This window comes from Janthinobacterium rivuli, assembly GCF_029690045.1.
Lineage (GTDB): Bacteria > Pseudomonadota > Gammaproteobacteria > Burkholderiales > Burkholderiaceae_D > Janthinobacterium > Janthinobacterium rivuli.
Genome location: NZ_CP121464.1, coordinates 3,580,196 through 3,603,441 on the forward strand (window position 1 = coordinate 3,580,196; position 23,246 = coordinate 3,603,441).

Sequence of the window (23,246 nt, forward strand, 5' to 3'; positions counted from 1 at the left end):
CAGCATGCAAGCTCTGCAACTGAAAAAATACGGCGGCCCCGATCACGTGGCGTTTGTGGAACTGCCCCGCCCCACGCCCGGCCCCGGCGAACTGCTGGTGCGGGTGCGCGCCGTGGGTCTGAACCCCATCGACAACCTGATTCCCAAGGGCGACTTCAAGCCGATCTTGAAAACGCGCTTGCCGGCCACCCTGGGCAGCGATCTGGCCGGCGTGGTCATGGCCGTCGGCAGCGGCGTCACGCGTTTTACAGTGGGCGACGCCGTGTATGCGAGTATTTTCGACACGCCACACGGCAGCCTGGCCGAATTTGCCATCGTGCCGGAACAGGCGGCCGCGCTGAAACCGGCCAACCTCGATTTCGTGCAGGCGGCGTCGATACCCATGGTGGGCCTGACGGCGTGGCAAGCCATGCAGGAACGCATGCAGCTGCAGCCGGGCCAGAAAGTGTTCATTCCGGCCGGTTCCGGCGGCATCGGCACGTTCGCCATCCAGCTGGCCAGGCACCTGGGCGCCCGCGTGGGCACCACCACCAGCACGGCGAACGTGGAAATGGTGCGCAGCCTGGGCGCCGATGAAGTCATCGACTACAAACAACAGCCGTTCGAAGAGGTGTTGCGCGACTACGACGCCGTACTGGGCACGGTGCGCGGCGACGGGCTGGAAAAAGCCCTGCACATCGTCAAACCGGGCAGCCACGTCGTGTCGCTGATCGGCCCGCCGGACGCCGCCTTTGCCCGCGCGCGCGGCATGAACGTGGTGCTGAAACTGGTGTTTGGTTTGCTCAGCCGCAAGATCATCGGCCTGGCGCAGCGGCGCGGCGCCAGCTATGCCTTTCACTTCGTGCGTCCCGACGGCAGCCAGCTGGCGCAGATCGCCGGCCTGCTCGAGGCGGGAACCATCCGCCCCGTCATCGACAAGGTGTTCCCTTTTGCTGAGGCGAAACAGGCGCTGGCCTACCTGGCGCAGGGCCGCGCGCGGGGCAAGGTGGTGGTGCAACTGCCCCAGTCTTGAGGCATATTTGAACTGCTTTCCGCGCTGCGACTATGTGTGAGTTTTTTGTTGGCAATTTACTCCATACTCGTTGTCAACCGTGTGCCTCTTGATACCGGTCAACCTCCATAAAGGTAGCTCATGCGCGTTTTCCCGGAATGCTGCTGGCTCGCTATCACCCTCGTGGCCGGCATGGTCCACGCCGCCGAACCGGGTGTCAGCGATACGCACATCCGGCTGGGCATGGTCAATGCGCAAACGGGCGCGGCCTCGGGGCTGGGGCGGGCCATGCTCGACGGCGCAACGGCCGTTTTCCAGGAAGCGAACCAGCGCGGCGGCATCCATGGCCGCAGCATCGAACTGGTGGTTGCCGACGATGGCTACGATCCGGACCGGGCCATCAGCGAAACGCTCAGGCTGGTAGAGGAAAAACAGGTGTTCGCCCTGTTCGGCAACGTGGGCACGCCCACCACCAACGCCGTCATCCCTATCGTCCGGGAAATGAAAGTGCCGCTGGTGGGCGCGTTTACGGGCGCGATGACCTTGCGCCGCCCCGTGGTGCATGAAATCATCAACTTCCGCGCCAGTTATGACGATGAATCCGACGCCCTGGTGCAGTATTTCACCAGCCGCGGCGTCAAGCGCTTTGGCGTGCTGTACCAGGACGACGGCTTCGGCAATGCCGTACTCGACGGCACCGTGCGCGCCCTGCAACGGCGCGGCATGGAACTCGTCGCCAAGGGTTCCTTCCAGCGCGGCACGACGGCCGTCAAGGCGGGACTGGCGGCCCTGATCGGACACGACCTGCAAGCCGTGATCATGGCCGGGCCCTACACGCCGGTGGCCGCGTTCGTGCGCGAGGCAAGCCAGACCGGGCTGAAGGCGGCCCTGGCCACGGTATCGTTTGTCGGCACGGACAGCCTGCTGCAATTACTGGGCAAGGCAGGCGACAACATCGTCATTTCCCAAGTGGTGCCGCTGCCGGACGACCGCCAGTTGCCGATCGCCGCCGATTGCGCCGCGCTGCTGGCCAGGCATGTGCCGGCGGCCAGGCTGTCTTTCGTCAGTTTCGAAGGCTGCATCTCGGCCACCCTGATGGTGGCGGCGCTGCGCGGCGCGGGCGCCGACCTCACGCGCGAGCGCCTGATCCAGAGCTTCGAAACGTTCGACCGGCTCGACCTGGGCGGCATGCAGGTGACGCTGCGGCCCGACAACCACCAGGCGTCGACGGCCGTCTTCCTGACCCGCATCGCCGACGGCAGGATCGTTCCGGCCGACCCCGATCCTGGCGCGAAGTGATGCGCGCTCCCCTGCCCTGCGCGACCTGGAGCCTGGCATGAAAATCAGGACCAAGCTGATCATCAGTACCACCGTCCTGCTGGCGGGCGTGGCGGCCATGGCGGCGGCCAGCCTGCTGCTGGTGAAAGGCATCGAAACCCATGTGCATGGCTTGACCGACCGGACCGTGCCGCTGTACACGGACGTCTTGCGCCTGCGCTATACCGTGCAAGACATGGCATCGGATTTTTTCGAGCTGGGCAAGGCGGAAGACCTGGCGCAGCTGGAGCAGGTATCAAGCAAGATCGTCGCCAATATCCAGGCCGCCGAGAGCATCAGCCAGCAATTGCGGCGTCATGGCGAGTTGCAAACGCCGCGCTACCACTCGGCTTTCGAGCAGGAATTCCAGCGCATGCGCGTGGCCGTGCGCAAACGCCTGGAAAACGAGGCTTATTACAAGGCGCAGGCGACGGAAATGCGCCAGGTGCTGGCGCAGATCAAGGTCGCCGCCAAGGGCGCGCGCGGCAAGATCCGCCTGGTCGACAGCCAGGCTCAGGCCACCGCCGCCGAAGTTCAGCTGGAAAGCCAGCGCCTGAACGAGAACGCGCGCTACCTGACCGACTTGCGCAAGAGCATCCTCGACATGCAGATTGCGCTGGCCGAAACGGAGGCCGTGAAGAACCGTTTTCGCATCGCCCCCTTGCGCGAACGGCTGACGGCGGCCGTCGCGCATCTGGCGGGAAGCGGCGAGCGCGGCATCAGCCCGGCCCAGCAGGCGCTGCGGGAAAAGCTGCTGGCCACGGCGCGCCAGATGCTCGATCCCGCCGCCGGCTTGCTGGCCTTGCGCGCCGGACTGCTGGCCGAGGGCGGCGCCAGCGCGGCGCAGCAGGCGCACTATGCGGCGCTCAAGGAACAAGTCGGCGCCACCCTGGCCTCCACGCTCCTGCGCCTGGCCGAGGAACTCGATCCCATCGAACTGCAGCTGGCCATCGGACGCGACCGCCTGGCGCAGGCCAACCGCTACATGCGCACCTCGGCCCGCATCGAGGACGCCAGCGGCGAAATCAACCTGGCCGTCGACGCCATCAGCATCGGCGTGGGCGAAGTCATGCTGGCCACGGCCGCCGGCGACGTCACGCGCCTGGGCGACGATATCGCCCTGCACATCAGCGCCCTGCACGGCGACATGGCCACCATGCAAACCTTGCTGCAAAGCATAGGCCAGCTGGGCTTGCTGGCCGAAACGCGCGGCGTCAACACTTACCTGGACAAGGTCGAGCGGTCGGGACAGCGGCTGGTGCAAGCCAAGGGCAGCGTACTGGACAGCGAAAAGGCGCTGGACGAGGTCATCGACCACGTGCGCGCCTTCGAGCGCGAACAGGCCGCCTATTCGGCGCAGCAAGTGGCGCGCATCACAGGGCAGCAGCAGGACGCGGTGGCCCAGGTGCGCGATGGCGTGCGCCACGCCTTCGTGCTGATTCTCGGCATTGGACTGATCCTGCTGCTGGCCTGCGTGGCCATCACGGGGCTGATCAGCGCTTCCATCGCCAGGCCGCTGGCGCACCTGTCCCATGCGATTGCCCATATCCGCGGCGGCAAGCCGCTGTCGGTGCGCGTGGCGCAGCATGGCAGCGATGAACTGGGGCAATTGATCATGGGCTTTAACGGCATGCTCGAGCACGTCGAACAGCGCGACCTGGCGCTCAAGCAGGCCAAGGCCGAGGCCGACGCCGCCAACCGCGCCAAGTCGGAATTCCTGGCCAAGATGAGCCACGAGATCCGCACGCCGATGAATGGCGTGCTGGGCATGACGGAATTGCTGCAGCGTACTGAACTCAGTCCCAAGCAGCAGCGTTTCGTGCACACGGTACACCGCTCGGGCGAAAGTCTGCTGAGCATCATCGACGACATTCTCGATTTTTCCAAGATCGAGGCGGGCAAGCTGGTGCTCGAACATATCCCCTTCGACCTGCGCCAGGTGATCGACGATGTCGTGGCCCTGTTTGCCAATGGCATCCAGCGCAAGGCCATCGAATTTACCTGCCGCATCGCCTCCGACGTGCCGCAGCACGTGCGCGGCGACCCCGTGCGCCTGCGCCAGATCCTCACCAACCTGCTCAACAACGCCACCAAGTTCACCGAACGGGGCGAGATTTCCGTTGATGTCAGCTGCCCCGCCGCCGGCCAGATCCGCCTGGAAGTACGCGACACGGGCATCGGCATGGCGCCGGAGGCGGCCGCCGCCGTCTTCCAGCCCTTCCGCCAGGCCGACAGCACCACTTCGCGCAAATACGGCGGCACGGGCCTGGGCCTGGCCATCATCAAGCAGCTGGTGGAAATGATGGGTGGCAACATTGTGCTCGAATCCGTGGCGGGCCAGGGGTCCAGCTTTGCCGTCACTGTTGCCGTGGGCACCGTGGCGCCCGAGGACGCGCCGCCGGCGCCGCCGCCGCGCGTGTCGCTGGGCGCCTTGCACGTGCTGATCGTGGATGACCATGCCACCAACCGCACGATCCTGCTGCAGCATGCGATCGAGTGGCAGATGGCCGCCGCCAGCGCCGCCGACGGGGCCGAAGCGCTGGGCCTGCTGCAAGCCGCGCTGCGCGGCGGGCGCCCGTTCGACCTGGCCATCATCGACATGCGCATGCCGGTCATGGATGGCCCCGAGCTGGTGCGGGCGATCAAGGCCGACACCGGCCTGGCGGCCCTGAAAATCATCATGCTCAGTTCACTCGATGCCTCGGCCGAGTTGCGCCAGGTGACGGCGCTGGGCGTGGCATATTGTCTGACCAAGCCCGTGCGGGCGCTGGAACTGCGCCACTGCATCGAAGCCGTGTGCGGCTACGCCCCCCTGGCGCCAACAATACCTGCCATGCCTGCCCTGCCCGCGCCAGCGGAAACCGTAGACGCAGGCCAGGCGCCGCTGCGCATGCTGCTGGTGGAGGACAACGCCATCAACCAGGAAATCGCCCTGGCCATGCTGGAAGATAGCGGCTACGAAGCGACGCCGGCCGACAACGGGCGGCGCGCGCTGGCCCTGTGGGAGCGCTACCCGTTCGACGTGATCCTGATGGATTGCCAGATGCCGGAAATGGACGGTTTCGAAGCGACGCGGCGTTTGCGCCGCATGGAAGCCCAGCAAGGCCGTGTTCGCATGCCCATCATTGCCCTGACGGCCAACGCCATCCTCGGCGACCGCGAACTGTGCCTGGACGCGGGCATGGACGACTACCTGGCCAAGCCGTACACGCGCGCCGCCCTGCTGGAAATCCTGGCCCGCTGGCGCCCGTCGCCCGCCGCGCAGGCCACAGCCGGGACGCCTACAGTAACCACGGAGGCGGCGCCGGTGGAATCGGCCGCCATCCTCGACGCCGCCGCCCTGCAAAACCTGCGCGCCATGCGGCGTCCCGGCCGTCCCGACGTGCTGGGCCGCATCATCGACCTGTTCTACAGCGACGCGCCGCGCCTGCTGGGCCAGCTGGAAGTGGCCGCCGAGGCCAGCGATACCGCGGCCCTGCAGCTGGCGGCCCATACGCTCAAGTCCAGCTGCGCCAACGTGGGCGCGCTGGGCTTGTCGGCCACCTGCCGTGAAATCGAACAATACGCGCGCGGCAATGACGTCGGCAGCGCGCTGCAGCATATCCGCGGCATCCAGCAAGAACTCGACCGTGTCCTCGCCGCCCAGGCCATTGAGAAGGAAGCCATATGAATACCGCACTGCTCCCGCAAGCACTGGTCCTGGTGGTCGATGACGACACCATGACGCGCATCCTGGTGACGGAAGCGCTGGAACCGGAAGGCTTCCGCATCGAGGAAGCGGCCAGCGGCCTGGAAGCGCTGGCCGCTTTCCAGCGCGGCGTGCCCGACCTGATCCTGCTCGACGTTGCCATGCCCGGCATGAGCGGCTTCGAATGCTGCCAGCAGCTGCGCCGCTTGCCCGGCGGCGCGCACGTGCCCATCGTCGTGCTGACCGGCAACGACGACGATGACTCCATCAAGCAGGCGCTGGAAGCGGGCGCCAGTGATTTTATCTCCAAGCCGATGCAATGGCGGCTGCTGGCGCACCGGCTGCGCTACCTGCTGCGGGCCAGCAGCGCGCTCACCGAATTGAGCCGTATCCAGGAAAGCCTGAACCACGCGCAGGCGCTGGCCCGCCTCGGCAACTGGGAATACCGGGTCGCCGGCGGTGACGGCTACTGGTCGCCGGAACTGTTGCGCATCCTGGGCCTGGACGCCGATTCCGGCCCCACCAGCTTCGAGCGCCTGCTGCAATGCCTGCCGGAAGACCAGCGACCGCTGCTGCTCGATGCCTTCATGGAGCTGCATGCGAGCGGCACCAGCTACGGCCTGGAACACAAGGTGCTACGGCCCGATGGCGGCGAATGCATCGTCTTTCACCAGGCCGAAGCCGTGCGCGAAGGCCGCCAGGTGCTGCTGATGCGCGGTACCGTGCAGGACATCACGGAACGCAAGCTGCAGCAATTGCGCATCGAATACCTGGCTAACCACGATGCGCTGACGGACTTGCCCAACCGCCAGTTGCTGAACGACCGCATCGGCCAGGCCATCGCCCATGCCCGCCGCACCCGCCTGCACCTGGCCACCCTGATGCTGGACCTCGACCGTTTCAAGTTCGTCAACGACAGCTATGGCCACCCGGTGGGCGATGCGCTGCTGCAGGAAGTGGCCCGTCGGCTGAAGCTGGCGGTGCGCGAGGGTGACACCGTGGCACGCCAGGGCGGCGACGAATTCGTCCTCCTGCTGACGGACCTGCCCGACATCGTGACGGCCGAACAGATCGTGCAAAAAGTGCTGGCGGTGTTCGCCGATCCTTTCGTGCTGGGCGAGCATACCCTGCACGTGAGCACCAGCATCGGCGCCAGCGTGTTTCCGTCCGACGGCGACAGCGGCGACATGCTGCTCAAGACGGCCGATGCGGCCCTTTACAGCGCCAAGGACAAGGGCCGCAACGGCTACCAGTTCTACAACCACAAGATGGGCGTGCTGGTGGAGGAGCGGGCCGAAATCGAACACGCGCTGCACCAGGCGCTGGCGCTGGGCGAGCTGGAACTGCACTACCAGCCCAAGGTCGACCTCACCAGCGGCAAGATTTATGGCATGGAAGCGCTGCTGCGCTGGCGCCGCGACGGCATCGGCCTGGTGCCGCCGGACCGCTTCATTCCCCTAGCCGAGGAAACGGGCATGATCGTGCCCATCGGCGAATGGGTGCTGCGCACGGCGTGCGCGCAACTGGGCGTCTGGCATGCCTACGGCTTTACGCACCTGACGATGGCCGTCAACGTGTCGGCGCGCCAGTTCCGCCAGGCCGATATGCCGCAGCTGGTGCGCGAAGTGCTGGCCGACAGCGGCGTGCCGGCCCACTGCCTGGAACTGGAGCTGACGGAGAGCGTGCTGATGCAAAACCGCGACCTCGTGGTGAAGGCATTGGAACAGTTGAAGGAAATCGGCGTCACCCTGTCGCTGGACGACTTCGGCACCGGCTATTCCAGCCTGTCCTACCTCAAGCAGTTCCCCATCGACGTGGTGAAAATCGATCAATCGTTCATCCGCGACGTGACCGACAGCGTGGATGGCGCGTCGCTGACCCGCTCCATCATCGCCATGGCCAAGTCGCTGCACATGACCACCGTAGCCGAAGGCGTGGAAACGGAGGGGCAATTGGGATTTCTCAATACCAACCACTGTGACGCCATGCAAGGCTATTACTTCAGCCGCCCGCTGCCCGGCGCCGAGATGGATCAGATGTTGCATGCCGGCACCCATTTGCCGCCCGAGAACTGCCATGCCGAAACGCCGCAGCGTGTGCTGCTGCTGGTGGACGACGAAGAGCACATCCTGTCCGCCCTGCGCCGCTCGCTGCGCAAGGAAGGCTACCAGATACTCAGCACCAGCAAGCCGCAGGAAGCGCTGGAACTGGTGGCCGCCAATGCCGTGGGCGTGATCCTCACGGATGCGCGCATGCCGGGCATGTCCGGCAACGAACTCTTGCGCCGCATCAAGGGCATCTATCCGGAGATCGTGCGCGTGATGCTGTCCGGCTACCCTGAACTGCATTCGGTCACGGCAGCCATCAACGAAGGCTCGGTCTACAAGTTCATCACCAAGCCCTGGGACGAAACCTTGCTGAAAGACCATTTGCGCGAAGCCTTCGTGCGCTTCGAATCGGGCGTGCAGCGCCCGCCCGTGAGTCCGCATGGCATCGAGATCGGCAACCGTGCCGCCTAGCGCACCACCAGGAGCAAGCATGCCGGATCAGCTGTTCTTCGCAGGCTTGCGCGCCTTGGCCGAAGCCGCCTTTCCCAAGCATTGCGCCTGCTGCGGGCGCGTCTTCGCCACGGCGGACGAGTTTATCGGGCAGACGCAATCGATGCGCCAGAATGTCTCCGGGCTGAAACAAAGCTTCGACGATAACAACGTGGCCATCGTCGAGGTCTACCGCAATTGCCTGTGCGGTTCGACCCTGATGGATTTCTTTTCAGACCGGCGCAGCACCTCCGAGGCCAGCCAGGAGCGGCGCCAGCTGTTTGAGCGCCTGTTGCCGCTGCTGATGGAAAAAGGCATGGAACGGGCTGCCGCGCGCGAATATCTGCTGCACGTCGTGCGCGGCCAGTTGCCGTGACGAGCCGCCTGCTTTACCAGTAGCCCAGCACCTTCCACCACGTCGTGCCGACGACGGCAAAGATCAGCAGCTCCACCACGCACATGATGAAGCCGACTCTCCACCAGTTGCCCATGGTCACGAAGCCGCTGCCGAAGATGATGGGCGAGGTGCCCGTCGCATAGTGGGTCAGTGTCATCATGATGGCCGAGCCGGCCGTCATCATCAGCATGAAGGGCACGTGGTATTCGGCCGGGATCAGGTGCAGGCCCACCGTCAGGAAGGCCAGCAGCATGGCGCTGATGTGGGCCGTCGTGCTGGCGAAGAAGTAGTGCGAGAAGACAAACACCAGCACCAGGACGCCGGCGATCGGCAGCCAGTCCATGCCGCTGGCGACAATCGCCGCCTTCATGCCGGCCGAGAACCAGGCGATCACGCCCGTCTTGTTGAGTTGCTCGGCCATCATGACGAGCGCGCCGAACCACACCAAAGTGTCCCAGGCACTCTTTTCCGACAGCACGTCATCCCAGTCGATGGTGCCCGTGATGATCAGCACGAACAGGCCGACAAAGGCGACCACCGTCGCATCGAGCGAAAACGCGGGGCCGAACAGCATGGCGGGAACGTTGGCCCACAGCAACAGCAGCAAGGCGAAGGTGCCCAGCATGACTTTTTCCGACGGCGACAGCGGGCCCATGCTTTTCAGTTCCGCCTTGGCGTAGGTGACGGCGTCGGGCGTGGCCTTGAGTTCCGGCGGCGACAGCCAATAAATAATCAGGGGCATCAGCAGCAGGCAGACCAGGCCCGGCAACAGCATGCACAGGGCCCAGGTGGTCCACGTCAGGTGGAAACTCTGGCCGCTGGCCTTGGCCACGAAGTCGACCACCAGCGGATTGGGCGCCGTGGCCGTCAAAAACATGGCCGAGGTGATCGGGTTGGCGTGGTAGTTGACGAGGGCCAGGTAGGTGCCGACCTTCTTTTCCGTGCCCTTGGCCGGATCCGAATCGAAGGCGTTGGCGATCGATTTCATGACGGGGTGGACGATGCCGCCACCGCGCGCCGTGTTACTGGGCGTAAATGGCGCCAGCACCAGTTCGCAAATGGCCAGGCCATAGCCGATGCCCATGGTGCGCTTGCCCAGCAGGGAAATGAACAGCAGGCCGATGCGGCTGCCCAGTCCCGTCTTTTTCAGGCCGCGCGAAATCAGGATCGCCACGACGATCAGCCAGATCAAGGGATTCGAGAAACTGCTGAGCGCATCCGTGATGGCGCCCTTGGACGAGGTCGACGTCACTTGCGACAGCGACACGATGACGATGGCCATCATGGCCATCACGCCGATCGGCATGACTTTCAGGATGATCGCCAGAATCGTGGTGAGGAAAATCGCCACCAGGCCCCAGGCCTTGGGCGTCAAGCCGTCCGGCGCCGGCAGCAATAGCATGCTCACGAGCAAAGCGGTGCAGATCAGGGCGGGGACGAGGCGGAATGGGACGGCTTCCTTGAAATGCAGGAACAAGTCGCGCACTGTTTTATACATCTTTATTACCTTTCGCTGTGGGTCAGGCATCGTAGCAAGCGGCGTGGCACGCGCAGAGTCTTGGGCCGGGACGCAGGAAAAAACGCGCCTTCAACGATGACAGATGCCCAACAATTCTGTTCGGCAATATCATACACGCAAGACTTCCCTGCCCGTGCCCCGTTGCCGCATTCGCTACCGACTATCTGTAAAATCGTTGACCGGCAAGCGACACGTGTCGCATAATTGCCCCATTAGTCGCCAGCCAGGCTGACAAGGAAACCATTGAATACCCGCAACCACCATATCGACGCCTTGCGCGGCGCCGCCATCCTGGGCGTGCTGCTGCTGCACTTCGCCCTCGCCTACGGCTTGAAGAACAGCCCGCTCGAAATCCTGCCCGCCTGGCTGCTGCGCGCCGCCTACCAGGGCAATTACGGCGTGACCATGTTTTTCGTCATTTCCGGCTATCTGATCACCTCGACCTCGCTGCAGCGCTGGGGCGACCTGGCGCGCATCGACCTGGCGGCGTTCTATCTCTACCGCATTGCCCGCCTGCTGCCATCGCTGCTGCTGGCCCTGTCCATCATCGTGCTGCTGGGCGTGCTGGACGTGCCCTACTTTGCCAACTCGGACGGCGGCAAGGATTTGCCCGCCAGCTATTTCGTCATCGCCATCGCCTCCGTGCTGACCTTCTGGCATAACGTGCTGATGCAAAGCGCCGGCTATTTCAATTACTGCCTGAATGTGTACTGGTCCTTGTCCGTCGAAGAAATGTTTTATCTGCTGCTGCCCTTGTCGTGCCGCATCCTGCGCCGGCGCCAGGCGATCATGCTGCTGTGCGGCGCCGCCATCGTCGCCGGCCCCGTGTATCGCAGCCTGCATGCGGACAATGAGATTGACTTCATGTACGGCTATATCGCCTGCTTCGACGCCATCGCCATCGGTTGCCTGACGGCCATGCTGACGCAACGCTGGCAACCAAGCGCGCGGATCGGGCGACTCTTGCGCTGGACAGCGGGCCTGGCTCTGGCGGCCGTGTATGTGCGCGGCATCGGCGGCAATGAGGTGTTCGGTTTTACCCTGGTCGCCTTAGCCAGCGCCGCCTTCATCCTTGGCGGCGTGGCGGCCGGACCGGCCAGCCAGCGACGGCCCGGCCCGCTGCAATGGCTGGGCCGCCATAGCTACGAACTCTATCTGTTCCATATCATCGTGCTGGCCGGCATGCGCAATGTGGTGGACAAGGCGGGCCTGGGCTACGCGGAACGCCTGCCCTGGCTGGCGCTGTTCCTGGCCGCAACGGCGCTCGCTGCCGCCCTCGTGGCACGCTACGTGTCCGAACCGGCCAATGCCGCCATCCGCCAGCGCTGGCGGCGTGCCGCGGAAAAGTGAGCCAGGTCAAGAGTCCGCATGCCCACCGTTCATTTCCGGCCCATTTCCAGCCCCGCCTTGCCATTCGCACTATAATGTCGGCACCGCGTGCGGCAGCAATGGCGGCGATAGACGGTAACAATTTCGTCTGGAGGCCAGTACAATAGCGTCTGGGCCTACACAGGGTTTCACTTTTGCCAGCAGTTGCCAGCAAATAACCATTTTTTTGACCAGCCAACACATACTATGAGTTCGATGAATGAAGAGCGCGTTTTAAGCGTGCACCACTGGACGGATACCCTGTTCTCCTTTACCACCACGCGCGACCCGTCGCTGCGTTTCTCGAATGGCCATTTCACCATGATCGGCCTGCGCGTCGATGGCAAGCCGTTGCTGCGCGCCTACAGTATCGCCAGCGCCAATTACGAAGACCACCTGGAATTTTTCAGCATCAAGGTACCGGGCGGTCCATTGACGTCGCGCTTGCAGCACTTGCAAGTGGGCGACACCGTCATCGTCGGCCGCAAGCCGACGGGCACCCTGGTGTCCGACTACCTGCTGCCAGGCAAGCGCCTGTACATGCTGTCGACGGGCACGGGCCTGGCGCCTTTCCTCAGCATCGTGCGCGATCCGGACATCTACGAACGCTTCGACGAATTGATCCTCGTGCACGGCGTGCGCCAGGTCGATGAGCTGGCTTACCACGACTTGCTGGAAGAGCACCTGCCGAAACACGAATTCCTGGGCGAAATGGTCAGCGACAAGCTGCGCTACTACCCGACCGTGACGCGCGAAGACTTCCGCAACATGGGCCGCATCACGGAGCTGATCGAGAATGGCAAGCTGGCCGAAGACCTGGGCGTGCCGGCACTGAACCCTGCCGAAGACCGCGTGATGATCTGCGGCAGCTCGGACATGCTGCGCGACCTGAAGGAAATGCTGGAAGCGCGTGGCTTCAAGGAAGGCAATACCTCGACGCCTGGCGACTTCGTTGTCGAGCGCGCGTTCGCCGAGAAGTAATCCGCAAGAGTCATCCGCCATACTCCAGGGGCCCGGTCCCGCCGCACACTTCGGCGGCGCCGGGCCTTTTTCATTGCCGCGTCAGTGGGCCGGCGATTGTTGCGCAGGCTGCACGCTCCTGACAGAAATTGTCAGTACCGTTCATTATGATTTCGGCACCAGCAGGCTAGCGAGCCTGTATTACTATTGATATCTCCACCTGCGACAGGAATTTTCATGACACGTGCCATCACCATTCTGACCGAGAACTTTGCCGATTGGGAAACCGCCCTGCTCAATTCCACGGCGCGCCTGTATTACGGCTTTTACACGGAGTTCGCCACGCCCGGCGGCTTGCCCGTCACCTCGTCCGGCGGCATGCTGGTCACCCCGCAACTGGCGCTGGAAGAGATTGTGCTTGATGAACTCGATTTGCTGATGGTATGTGGCGGCAGCCACTGGCAAAGCGGCAAGGCGCCCGATATCTCCCCCTTGCTGCGCGCGGCCCGCGACAGGAATATCGTGCTGGCCGGCATTTGCGACGGCACGCGCGTGCTGGCGCAGGCTGGCGTGCTCGACAACGTGCGCCACACCTCGAATTGCGCCGATAACCTGACGGCAACCGGCTATGCGGGCGCCGCCCTGTACCAGGATGTGCCGTGGGCCGTGGCCGACCAGCGTGTCATCACGGCACCGGGCACGGCGCCCGTCAGCTTCACGAAGGAAGTCTTGCGCGCCCTGGGCATCGCCGATGACAACCTGGCCGCCTACCTGGCCATGCACGGCGCCGAACACGGCAAGACGCCCGGCTAATTGGCGCCCAGCGCGCGCAGGCGCTCCATTGCGTGCGTGTTGCCCGGATCGAGTTCCAGCGAACGGCGGTAATGCGTGACGGCCTGCGCCTTCGCGCCATTGGCCTCGTACGCTTCGGCCAGGCTGTCGTGGCCATTCGCCCCTTGCGGATACAGCTGCACGCCAAGCTCGAAGACGGCCACCGCCTGTTTCGGCTGCTGCCGTCCCAGCAGGCGATAGCCCCAGGCATTCAAGTCATCTTCCGTGGGTTCCGGCAAGCCATGCTGGCGCCGGATGGCCGCCAGTTTCTTGTCCAGTCCGTCGAAACCGGCGCTGGCCGCTTTGTTGCGCAGCAAGTGCGCGGCATACGCGCCGCCGCGCTGCTGGCGCAGGGCGGGAAGATAAAAGCCGGCGACAGTATCGATCAGCTGTTCCGGCTGGGCGCCGGCCAGGTTGCTGAGGATAATGACGGCCAGGCCATCGTTGGGATACACATAAAAGGCTGAGCGGGCGCCGCCGATGCCGGCCACGGCGCGGTGACCATCGCGGCCGATGGTGGGCCAGCCCAGCGCCCACGGCGCCGGCTTGCCGTCATTCAAGCTGGTCGGCTGCCACAGCCGTTCCACACTGGCGGGCACCAGCAAGCGCCCGGACTGCAGCGCGATGAGCCAGTTGGCCAGTTCGCCCGCATTGCTGTTGATGCCAGCGCCGGCGCGCATGAACACGGGAAAGTCTTCGATCACATTGCGGTAACCGTTACCGCCCCGGTCCAGCACGTAGGAACTGGCCTTGTTGGCCACCACGTCCTTCGCGTCGCCAAAACCGCTATGCGGCATGCCGGCCACGTCAAACTGCCCGCGCTGGACGAAAGTGCTAAAGGGCATTCCGCCTAGCCGCTCGACCAATTGCGCCAGCAGCACATAATTGGTCTGGTTATAGCGGAAGCGCTGGCCAGGCGCAGCTTCCACGGGCAGCGCCTGTACGGCTGTCCACGCCGCCTCGGCATCGTCCGGCTGCGGCCCCACCAGCTTGCCGCTGCGCTGGTCCAGCACGTCGGGCAAGCCCGAGGTGTGGTTGAGCAAATGCGTCACCGTCACGGCTTGCCAGGCGACAGGCAGCCCCGTCAGGTACTGCCCGATGGGCGCGGCCAGGTCGATCTTGCCCTGTTGCACCAGCTGCAGTACGGCCACGCCCGCAAACGCCTTCGTGGCCGAATTGATGGAAAACAGGCTAGCCTCCGTCACGGGCACCTGGTATTGCAGGCTGGCCAGGCCGAAATTGCGCTTCAGCACAACCTTGCCACCTTGTATCACGGCCAGTTGCAGCCCTGGAATCTGGCGCTCCTGCATTTCGCTGCGCACGAAGGCGGCAATGTCGTGTTCCGCTGGGGACGCCTGCACATGGCTGGCGGGGGCGGCGGCAAGCGCCAGGGCGAACAGGACGGACGGCAGGCGTGGCTTCAAGATGCGGCTTTCGACAGTGGAAAATGGAACCGCAGCATCCCATACCTATTTATCAACGTCAACGACAATCTTGCCGGTCGGAAAGTTACTCTTCCAGCCACACGTCCTCGTACCCTTCGCGGTCGAGGATGAACCTGGCGCCACTGGGCAAGGCCAGGTAATCGACCACCTGCGGCAGCATCTCGTGCAGGTGTTCCGCATGCAGGGGCTGGTAAAAGCCGCTGGCATCGTCGTGTTCGCCGCAGTGGATGAACCAGCTGATGGTGCCGTTTTCCGGCAGCACGACGCGCGTGCCATAGATGGGCGACTGGTCCAGGCTGCCGATGGCCAGGGCCACCATGGGTTCGGGTGCTTGCGCCGGCAAGCCGAATTTGTCGCAGATGCGCTGCTGTGTTTCGCTGATCAGTTCAATCATAGGGTCTTCAGGATCCGATATATTGGTAGTGGAGGCGCAGCGCGCCATCGTGACCGGACATTTCCAGGTGCAGGATCGCTTCGCCCGGCTTGCCATCGGCCAGCAGCAGGCATTCCAGGCCCAGCGCTCCAGCGTCGGTGGCATATACGTCGACGCCGGGACGGCCGCCCTTGCCCGGCACGAAGGCTTGCGCCAGCGGCGACAGGGACAATGCCTGGCTCGCCGCAAAATAGCTGTCGAGCATGTCGATGATCTCGTCGGCCACGGCCAGCGACAGACCCCAGTCGCGTTGCAGCGCAACAGGATCGCGCCCGTCCAGCGTCTGCACGAAGGCGGCGGCCTGCGCGTATGCCAGCTGCCGCAAGCTGTCTGTGATGGCCATTTCCATAGAGTACGTTGTGCCTTATCCATTCAACAGGCGCCATTATAGTGCCTCGCCGCGGGCATGGCCGATCCGTTTGCTGGCAATAATAAAGCACCGTGCCGATTATTTAAAGTGCCGCGCTTATTATTTATCGCACTGCAATAACATAAATGGCTCGCGTGATATTTGGTGAGTATTTGAAAAATATAATCGCGGATACGATTGATTTTCAAGTTGACGCTTATTTATTCAGGCGCTAATATCGAATGGCCATATACCATGGCATACAGCGCAAGCAGTACTTAACCATCACAAGAGGATAGTACAATGCAAAAACAGAACCACTCCAAATTGTTCGCATTCAAACTGGCTGAAAAACAGGTACAAAAACAGGTAGCGCCCGCCACCGTCTGGAAGGTGCGCGACGGCGTCGCCGTAGCCGGCTGCACCGCCGTCGGCACCCGTGACCAATACCGCGATTCATCGCGCTTCCAGCCGAACGACGGCGGCCAGTACTGCTGATTCCCGGCGCCCCATTCCCCCGCCCGCGTGGGGGTTTCATCTATTCCGCCATATTCAAACTGGCGCTGGCGCCTATTCCGGCACGGCTTCTCTGCGCGCAATGAATACATAAACACCTTTCAATTGCAGATTCCATTTTTATAATCAGTATTTATCGGTAAAAATCGGAACACAACCATTAATAGAGGATCCCATGCATAAAGAAACCAAACTGTTCGCATTCAAACTGGCGGAAAAGAAGGAAGAAGAAAAGCCGGCGCTTCCTGCGCCCTGGAAAGTACGCGACGGTGTCGCCGTAGCCGGCTGCACGGCGGTCGACAGCGAGGAGCAATACCGCTATTCGCGTATCGGTTCGAGTGACGGCGGCGAGTTCTGCTGATACGTACACCAGCTGAAAGCCTTGCCACGGCAAGGCTTTTTTGATTCCCCCTTACCGCGGCCTCCCCGACATGCACAAAAAGGTTTTGATTATCAGCCATAGCGGCGATCTGCACGCCGACCTGGTCGAAGCCATCCTCGCCGCGCGCGGCCATGCTCCTTTCCGTATCGATCTCGACGCCTTTCCCCGCGATTACCAGCTGTGCCAGCGCCTGCTGGACGGCCGCGCCAGCGCGCGCCTGCGCCACTTGCCCGATGGCGACTGGCTTGAGCTGCAGCAAGTTGGCGCCGTCTGGCTGCGCAAGGCGGCCGATTATGCCTACGCCAGCGCCGACCTGACGCTGCAGGAACGCGCCTACGCCCAGCTGGAAACGGAGCAAGCCATCTTCAGCATCCTGTACGGGCTCGATTGCTACTGGCTCAGCCATCCGCTGGCCCTGCGCGGCGCCCAATGGAAAGGCGAACAGCTTGCGCGGGCCGCGCGCATGGGCTTTCGCGTGCCCGCCACCGTGATTACCAATGTGCCCGACGACGTGCGCGCTTTCCGCGCGGCAATCAACGGGCCCATCATTTTCAAGAGCATGTCCACGCCCAGCCTGGCCGCCGAAACGGTCGAGGACGTCGACAGGGTCAGCGCCGGCATCGGCACCACCATTGTCGACGATGCCATGCTGGACAGCCTGGACGCCGTCAGCGAACTGAGCTGCCAGTTCCAGGAATATATCGCCAAGCAATACGAACTGCGCATCACCGTGATCGGCAAGCAACTGTTTGCCGCGCGCCTGTATTCCCAGGACGATGCCCGCACGGCCATCGATTCGCGCGATATGTCAGCCCCCATCCGCTATGAAGCATGCACCTTGCCAGCGGAAATACAGCAGCGATGCCTCGCTTTCGTGCACAGCTATGGCCTCGAGTATGGCGCGCTCGATCTCATCGTCACGCCTGACGGCGAGTACGTTTTCCTGGAAAACAACCCTGTTGGTCAATTTTTGTATGTGCAACAACTGGTGCCCGCCTTGACCATGCTGGAAAGCGTGGCCGCAACCCTGATCGAAGGAGCCGTATGCCACAGCCAGACCTGAGCCAGATCCCTCTCCGGCTGCGCGAACTGGAGCTTGCGCGCGACAGCCGCGCCATCGTCCTGGCCGCCTCGCACCTGGACATGGAGCTGCTGCCCGCCCTGTACGAGCTGTGCCAGGGCATCGGGCCCGTGGCGCGCCTCGATGTGGTGCTGCACGGCCGTGGCGGCATCGTCAACGCGGCGCGGCGCATCGCCATCCTGCTGCGCCAGCATGCCCGTCACCTGAGCTTTGTCGTGCCCTTCCACTGCCAGTCGGCCGCCACCCTGCTGACCCTGGGCGCCGATGAGATCATCGCCGGCGACCTGGCGCTGTTCTCGCCCATCGACCCGCAGCTCGATGGCGCCGACGGCGGCTCCATGTCCAGCCTGGACATCAAGGTCTTCGGCGACATGGCGCAGCAGTGGTTCGGCGTGGATGCCAGCGAAGCGCGCCAGCAATCGCTGTCCCTGCTGTGCGGCAGCATCTTTCCCCCTTCCCTGACGGCTTTTTACCGCACCACCCTGGAGCTGGCGCAGATCGGCGAAGAATTGCTGGCCTGGCAATTGCCCGAGGCCACACCCGAGGCGCGGCGCGCCATCGTCGCGCAACTGGTGACGGGTTATCACTCGCACAACTATGCCTTGACACGCGAAGAACTGGCGCAGCTGGGCTTGCGCATGGAACGCGATGCCCACGCCGAACGGCTGGGCTGGGCCATTTCCACGCAATTGCAGGCAAGCATAGGCGGCGCCCTGCGCAGCGCGCCCGACGAGCCGTGGAACGATGCCCTGCTGGCGTCGCGCGACGGCGTGCAGCTGCGGTGCCAGCGGCCGGGCGGCTACGCGCCGGTATGGAGCACGCAATGCTGACAGCTCTCCCCTTTTTGTCCGATATCGCGCGCCATGTCATCGCCTTGCTGCTGCTGGCGGCCGGCGTAGGCAAGCTGCGCAGTTATGCCGCCTTCCGCGGCAACCTTGCCACCTCGTTCGGCGTGCCGCCCGCCGCCGCCCAATTCGCTGCGCCAGCCCTGGTGGCAACGGAACTGCTGCTGGCCGGCTGGCTGCTGGCGGGCGGCACGCAGCTGCCCATGCTGCTGTCATTACTGCTGCTCAGTACCCTCACGGCCGTGCTGGCCTGGCGCTACTTCACGCACAGCGTGGTGCGCTGCAGCTGCTTTGGCGAAGCGGCGCGGCCCGTCTCGCAATACGACCTGCTGCGCAACGTGCTGGCGGTCGCCATTAACGTCGCCTATTTCGCATTCGCGCAGACGGCATCCTTGCCCGCCGCCACCTCCATTCTGGCCGCCGGCCTGGCAGCCATCGTCTGCGTGACCGTGATTTCTCTGCACGACATCGCCACCTTGGCAAAGGCCGGCTGATGGATTCCACGACATTGCAACTGGTGCTGGCGGCGCTGGCGTTTGCGCTCGCCGGCAACATCTGGCTGACCCTGGCCGTGCTGCGCGCCAGCCGCCGCGAACGCCTCGCGCCCACGGCGCTGGTGCCGGGCCAGCCCCTGCCTGCCGTGCAAGCCCGTCTGATGGCTGGCGGTGCGCATTTCCAGCCGGGCGCCAGCGGCCAGGCGGCCGTGCTGCTGTTCCTCGCCAGCCGCTGCCCGAAATGCGGGGAAAAGCTGGCCGGCATCGAACAGCTGCTGCCGCTGGCGCGCGAGGCCGGCCTGGCCCTGTGGCTGATCAGCGAAGAGCCGGCCCGCCGGCTGCGCGCCTTTTTGCCCGGCAAGGCCTTGCGGGCGGCCACGGCGCGGCTCACGCTGCGCGACTACCGGCGCGTGAATCCTTTGATGAGTTCGCCGTCCTATGTGTTCGTCAATCACGAGGGCACGGTGGAAGCGGCCGGCCTGATCGGCGATGAAGACTGGCTGGCCCTTGTCGAGCAACTGGCAGGCGATACGGCACAGGAGCGCGCCGCATGAGCCTTCTGAACTTCGGCCCGCATGTTGAACGCCTGCGCCTGCTGTATCCCGTGCGCTGGCGCGTCGCCGCCGGCTTGCTGTGCATGGTCCTCACCGTGGGCGCGCAGCTGGCCTTTCCGCAGGCCATCGCGTATTTCATCGACAACGTGGCGGAACTGACCCGGCGCGGCGTCACGCCGGGCATGGTCGCCGCCATGCTGGCCTTCAGCCTGCTGTATGCGCTGGTCACGAGCGCGCGCTTCTATTTGCTGCAATCGAGCGGCCACATGATCGTCATGGGCGTGCGCCGGCACCTGTTCGACGTGGTGATCAACCAGCCCATCGCCTTCTTCGACAAGCACCATGGCGGCGAGCTGAACAGCCGGCTCACGTCCGACGTATCGGCCCTGCATGAAAGCCTGACCATCGGCGCGGCCAATGCCCTGCGCTCGCTGTGCGTCTTTGTGGGCGGCATCGCCATGCTGCTGCATCTGTCGCCCATGCTGAGCCTGCCGCTGGCCCTGTTCATTCCCATCAGCCTGTATCTCGGCAAATTATCAGGCAGCAATTACCGGCAGCGTTCGCGGGCCATTTCCGCCACCCTGGCCGCCAGCGGCAAGGTGGCGCAGGAATACTTTGCCCATGCCCGGCTGGTGCAGGCGTTCAACCAGCAAGGCGGCGCCATGGCCCGCTACGCGCAAGCCATGCGGCAATTGCTGGACGTGTCCCTGGCCGGTACGCGCCTGCTGGCCGTGTTCCAGGGCGCGCAGGGCTTGCTGGCTTTTGTTGCCCTGCTGACCACCCTGTGCTTCGGCGCCCACCTGATCGGCCAGGGCCGCCTGAGCGTGGGCGAGCTGACGGCCTTCGTCATCTATGCCAGCATGGTGACGGACACGGCCGGCTCCATCAGCGAATTCTGGAACACGTGGATGCGCACCATGGGTTCGACCGACCGCATCTTCGAGATCCTGCGCAGCCACCGCACCGTGCCCGAAGCGGCACCGCAGCCGCCTCTGGCCGGCCATATCGCGCTGCGCGACGCGTGCTTTTCGTATCCCGAGCGCACGCAGGTCACGGCCCTCGACGGCGTCAGCCTGTCGATACGCGCGGGCGAAAAGATCGCCCTGGTGGGCGCCTCGGGCGCGGGCAAGTCCACCATCGCCAGCCTGGTGCTGGGCCATTACCAGCTTGACGCGGGCAGCCTGCAGTTCGACGGCATCGATGCGGGCGTGCTGGGCGTGGCGCAGCTGCGCCGCCAGATGGCCGTGGTGGAGCAGGAACCGGCGCTGTTTTCCGGCAGCATTGCGGACAATATCGCCTTTGCCGTACCGGACCGCGCCGTGACGCGCGAAGAGATGCAGGCGGCGGCGCGCCTGGCGCACGCCCACGATTTTATTGATGCCTTTCCGGACGGCTACGAGACCCTCGTGGGGGAACGGGGCGTGCAGTTGTCCGGCGGACAGAAGCAGCGCATCGCGATCGCCCGCGCCATCCTGCGCGCGCCGAAAATGCTCATCCTGGACGAAGCCACCAGCGCGCTCGACGCCGCCAGCGAACAGCAGGTGCAGCTCGCGCTCGATACCTTGATGCAAGGCCGCACCACGATCATCATCGCCCACCGCTTTTCCACTATCGTCAAGGCGGACCGCATCGTCGTCATGGACAAAGGCCGGATTTGCCAGCAAGGCACACACGCCGAGCTGCTGCGCGCGGGCGGCCAGTATGCGCGGCTGATGCAGCAGCAACTGTCGCAATTCCAGCAGTTGCATGAGAGTACGGCAACCCTGTAAAGTGGGCCAGATGAAAAAAACCTACCATGGCAGTTGCCACTGCGGCGCCGTGCGCTTTGCGGCCGAGATCGACCTGGCGGCCCCCAGCCTGCGCTGCAATTGTTCCTACTGCCTGAAAATCCGCTGCTGGGCCAGCCTGGTCCCGCCTGCGGATTTTCGCCTGCTGGCCGGTGAAGCGGACTTGAGCGAATACCGCTTCGGCGAGCACCGCGAGCGCCATTATTTTTGCCGCCATTGCGGCGTGCGCCCGTTCGGCCGCGGCGATTCGCTCCGCAGCGGCCCGTTCGTCGGCATCGGCGTCAACTGCCTCGATGACGCATCGGCGGCCGAACTGGCGCAGATTCCCATCACTTTTGTCGATGGCTGGCATGACGAGTGGGATGCGCCGCCGCAGGAAACGCGGCATCTGTAATAGCAATCTAGAAATGGTTGTCATCCACCACAGAGTTTTCCTACGTGGCGACAAGTGGTGTCCCTATGGCTAAGCCCGACGCAGGCAGGGAGAATGGTTTCAACGGTGCAGCCTATGCTGAACCGGATGATCATGCAAACCAGCCAAACCAACCATAGGGGACACGACCATGACTTCGAACAGCAACGACAAATCCGGCAGCCAATCGGACAAGCAGCAATCGGGCCAATCGGGCAGCCAGCAGTCGGACAAGCAATCCGGCACCCGCCAATCGTCGGGCGGCACCCAGGGCGGCACGCACGAGCAGCATGTCGAGGCAGGCCGCCAAAGCCACAAGAATGACGGCGACAAGCAGTCGGGCTCGCAGCAATCGGGCCAACAGTCGGGCCAGCAATCGGGATCCGGCACCGGCACGCGCGGCGGCACGCATGAGCAGCACGTGGAAGCGGGACGTCAAAGCCACAAGAATGACGATAAATCCTGATCCCGGTGGCATGGCTAGACGCGCCTTCTCAACATGAAAGCACTGACGGCCATGCTGTGCGCGGGGTTGGGCATGGGCCTTGCCGCCTGCGGCGCCAGGAATACGGCATCAAACGTGGAGGCGCCCGGCGCGCCGGCCGGAGTCTCCACGCGCGTGCTCGACGCGGGTGCCGACGCATTGCAAGCGCGGCCGCCCGTCGCGGCGCTCAATGCCTATCTTGACGGTTTTCATTTTTACAACGGCAACCAGCGCGGCCAGATGGAAGCGCATCACTATTGCGCCATCGTCAATGAAGAGCTGATCCAGTGTGTGATCTACGATGGCAACGTCAAGGACGCCAAGCTGATGGGCGTCGAATATATCGTCAGCGCCAGACTGTACCAGGGTTTGCCGGCGGCGGAAAAAGCGCTGTGGCACAGCCATGTACATGAAGTGAAATCAGGCCAGCTGATCGCTCCCGGCATTCCCGCCGTGGCCGAAAAAGTCTTGATGCAAAAACTCGTCGCCACGTATGGCAAGACCTGGCATACCTGGCATACGGATCTGCACAAGACCTTGCCGCTGGGCGTGCCGCAACTGATGATGGGTTTTACAAGCGATGGCCAGGCCGATGCCGCCATGGTCGCCGCGCGCGACCGCCGCTTCCGTATCGATTCCGCCGAAAAACGCCGCCAGCGGGCCGACATCGCCGCGCACGCCATCATAGACGGGGCCGATGCCTGGCAGCACGGCACGATCATCCAGCTGGCCGACCCGAGCGGAACGCAGCACGGGGCTTCATCGCCGCCACCACCCTCCCCGCACACGGCCGCGCCCGCCATTTCGCCCCCGGCCAGATAGGCTGCGCGCGAAAGGCCGTTGTCTGGATCGGCAT

General features: G+C 64.1%; 22 protein-coding genes. 18 read left to right on the top strand and 4 right to left on the bottom strand.

What is annotated here, in order from left to right:
* The first annotated feature begins 4 nt into the window (after window positions 1-4).
* From P9875_RS16175 to P9875_RS16195, 5 genes are all read left to right on the top strand, one after another.
* Window positions 5-1,012, top strand: a complete 1,008-nt coding sequence (locus P9875_RS16175) for an NADP-dependent oxidoreductase (RefSeq protein ID WP_278315928.1) — start codon at window positions 5-7, stop codon at window positions 1,010-1,012.
* 120 nt (window positions 1,013-1,132) lie between these two features.
* Complete coding sequence (locus P9875_RS16180) at window positions 1,133-2,290, top strand: ABC transporter substrate-binding protein (protein ID WP_278315929.1); 1,158 nt, start codon at window positions 1,133-1,135, stop codon at window positions 2,288-2,290.
* A 37-nt stretch (window positions 2,291-2,327) separates the two neighbouring features.
* The gene (locus tag P9875_RS16185) at window positions 2,328-5,978 is read left to right on the top strand and encodes a response regulator (protein WP_278315930.1); all 3,651 of its coding nucleotides are present in this window, start codon (window positions 2,328-2,330) and stop codon (window positions 5,976-5,978) included.
* Window positions 5,975-8,515, top strand: a complete 2,541-nt coding sequence (locus P9875_RS16190; protein WP_278315931.1) for an EAL domain-containing protein — start codon at window positions 5,975-5,977, stop codon at window positions 8,513-8,515. The genes P9875_RS16185 and P9875_RS16190 overlap by 4 nt, the downstream gene beginning before the upstream one ends.
* A 19-nt stretch (window positions 8,516-8,534) precedes the next feature.
* Entirely contained in the window at window positions 8,535-8,909 is a 375-nt protein-coding gene (locus P9875_RS16195; RefSeq protein WP_176389055.1) for an oxidoreductase, read from the top strand.
* 13 nt (window positions 8,910-8,922) lie between these two features.
* On the opposite strand, the gene P9875_RS16200 is transcribed toward P9875_RS16195, so the two are convergent.
* Window positions 8,923-10,428, bottom strand: coding sequence for a DASS family sodium-coupled anion symporter (locus P9875_RS16200; protein ID WP_035818954.1), 1,506 nt, complete (start codon window positions 10,426-10,428; stop codon window positions 8,923-8,925).
* Window positions 10,429-10,692: 264 nt separating this feature from the next.
* On the opposite strand from P9875_RS16200, the gene P9875_RS16205 reads away from it, so the two are divergent.
* The 3 genes from P9875_RS16205 (at window position 10,693) to P9875_RS16215 (ending at window position 13,590) form a co-directional block, all read left to right on the top strand.
* Window positions 10,693-11,799, top strand: coding sequence for an acyltransferase family protein (locus P9875_RS16205; RefSeq protein WP_278315932.1), 1,107 nt, complete (start codon window positions 10,693-10,695; stop codon window positions 11,797-11,799).
* Window positions 11,800-12,024: 225 nt separating this feature from the next.
* A complete protein-coding gene (locus P9875_RS16210) occupies window positions 12,025-12,798 on the top strand; it encodes a ferredoxin--NADP reductase (protein ID WP_035818959.1) in 774 nt (257 codons plus the stop codon).
* A gap of 216 nt (window positions 12,799-13,014) precedes the next feature.
* On the top strand, window positions 13,015-13,590 hold the full coding sequence (locus P9875_RS16215; RefSeq protein ID WP_278315933.1) for a type 1 glutamine amidotransferase family protein: 576 nt from the start codon (window positions 13,015-13,017) through the stop codon (window positions 13,588-13,590).
* Here the strand turns inward: P9875_RS16215 and P9875_RS16220 are convergent.
* The 3 genes from P9875_RS16220 to P9875_RS16230 all read right to left on the bottom strand — a co-directional run bounded on the left by P9875_RS16220 (window position 13,587) and on the right by P9875_RS16230 (window position 15,835).
* Window positions 13,587-15,032, bottom strand: coding sequence for a serine hydrolase domain-containing protein (locus tag P9875_RS16220; protein ID WP_099401990.1), 1,446 nt, complete (start codon window positions 15,030-15,032; stop codon window positions 13,587-13,589). The two genes, P9875_RS16215 and P9875_RS16220, sit on opposite strands and share 4 nt — an antisense overlap.
* Window positions 15,033-15,117: 85 nt before the next feature.
* Window positions 15,118-15,447 carry an immunity protein Imm33 domain-containing protein gene (locus tag P9875_RS16225; protein WP_035818966.1) on the bottom strand — a complete coding sequence of 110 codons (330 nt, stop codon included), beginning with the start codon at window positions 15,445-15,447 and terminating at the stop codon, window positions 15,118-15,120.
* 7 nt (window positions 15,448-15,454) lie between these two features.
* A complete protein-coding gene (locus P9875_RS16230) occupies window positions 15,455-15,835 on the bottom strand; it encodes a hypothetical protein (RefSeq protein ID WP_051958562.1) in 381 nt (126 codons plus the stop codon).
* A gap of 303 nt (window positions 15,836-16,138) precedes the next feature.
* Between P9875_RS16230 and P9875_RS16235 the strand changes: the two genes are divergently transcribed.
* The 10 genes from P9875_RS16235 to P9875_RS16280 all read left to right on the top strand — a co-directional run bounded on the left by P9875_RS16235 (window position 16,139) and on the right by P9875_RS16280 (window position 23,212).
* Window positions 16,139-16,333, top strand: coding sequence for a hypothetical protein (locus P9875_RS16235; protein ID WP_035818969.1), 195 nt, complete (start codon window positions 16,139-16,141; stop codon window positions 16,331-16,333).
* Between the two features lie 193 nt (window positions 16,334-16,526).
* Complete coding sequence (locus tag P9875_RS16240; protein WP_035818970.1) at window positions 16,527-16,712, top strand: hypothetical protein; 186 nt, start codon at window positions 16,527-16,529, stop codon at window positions 16,710-16,712.
* 70 nt (window positions 16,713-16,782) lie between these two features.
* Window positions 16,783-17,796: an ATP-grasp domain-containing protein gene (locus tag P9875_RS16245; protein WP_099401991.1), complete on the top strand. Its 1,014-nt coding sequence runs from the start codon at window positions 16,783-16,785 to the stop codon at window positions 17,794-17,796.
* Window positions 17,778-18,644: an SDH family Clp fold serine proteinase gene (locus P9875_RS16250; protein WP_099401992.1), complete on the top strand. Its 867-nt coding sequence runs from the start codon at window positions 17,778-17,780 to the stop codon at window positions 18,642-18,644. Before P9875_RS16245 ends, P9875_RS16250 begins: the two co-directional genes overlap by 19 nt.
* On the top strand, window positions 18,638-19,153 hold the full coding sequence (locus P9875_RS16255; RefSeq protein WP_099401993.1) for a MauE/DoxX family redox-associated membrane protein: 516 nt from the start codon (window positions 18,638-18,640) through the stop codon (window positions 19,151-19,153). Before P9875_RS16250 ends, P9875_RS16255 begins: the two co-directional genes overlap by 7 nt.
* Window positions 19,153-19,707 carry a redoxin domain-containing protein gene (locus P9875_RS16260; RefSeq protein WP_099401994.1) on the top strand — a complete coding sequence of 185 codons (555 nt, stop codon included), beginning with the start codon at window positions 19,153-19,155 and terminating at the stop codon, window positions 19,705-19,707. Before P9875_RS16255 ends, P9875_RS16260 begins: the two co-directional genes overlap by 1 nt.
* The gene (locus P9875_RS16265) at window positions 19,704-21,476 is read left to right on the top strand and encodes an ABC transporter ATP-binding protein (RefSeq protein ID WP_278315934.1); all 1,773 of its coding nucleotides are present in this window, start codon (window positions 19,704-19,706) and stop codon (window positions 21,474-21,476) included. The genes P9875_RS16260 and P9875_RS16265 overlap by 4 nt, the downstream gene beginning before the upstream one ends.
* Window positions 21,477-21,486: 10 nt before the next feature.
* A complete protein-coding gene (locus tag P9875_RS16270) occupies window positions 21,487-21,888 on the top strand; it encodes a GFA family protein (RefSeq protein WP_278315935.1) in 402 nt (133 codons plus the stop codon).
* A 169-nt stretch (window positions 21,889-22,057) separates the two neighbouring features.
* Window positions 22,058-22,372, top strand: coding sequence for a hypothetical protein (locus P9875_RS16275; protein WP_035818984.1), 315 nt, complete (start codon window positions 22,058-22,060; stop codon window positions 22,370-22,372).
* Window positions 22,373-22,405: 33 nt separating this feature from the next.
* A complete protein-coding gene (locus tag P9875_RS16280) occupies window positions 22,406-23,212 on the top strand; it encodes an OBAP family protein (RefSeq protein WP_278315936.1) in 807 nt (268 codons plus the stop codon).
* The last annotated feature ends 34 nt before the right edge of the window (window positions 23,213-23,246 follow it).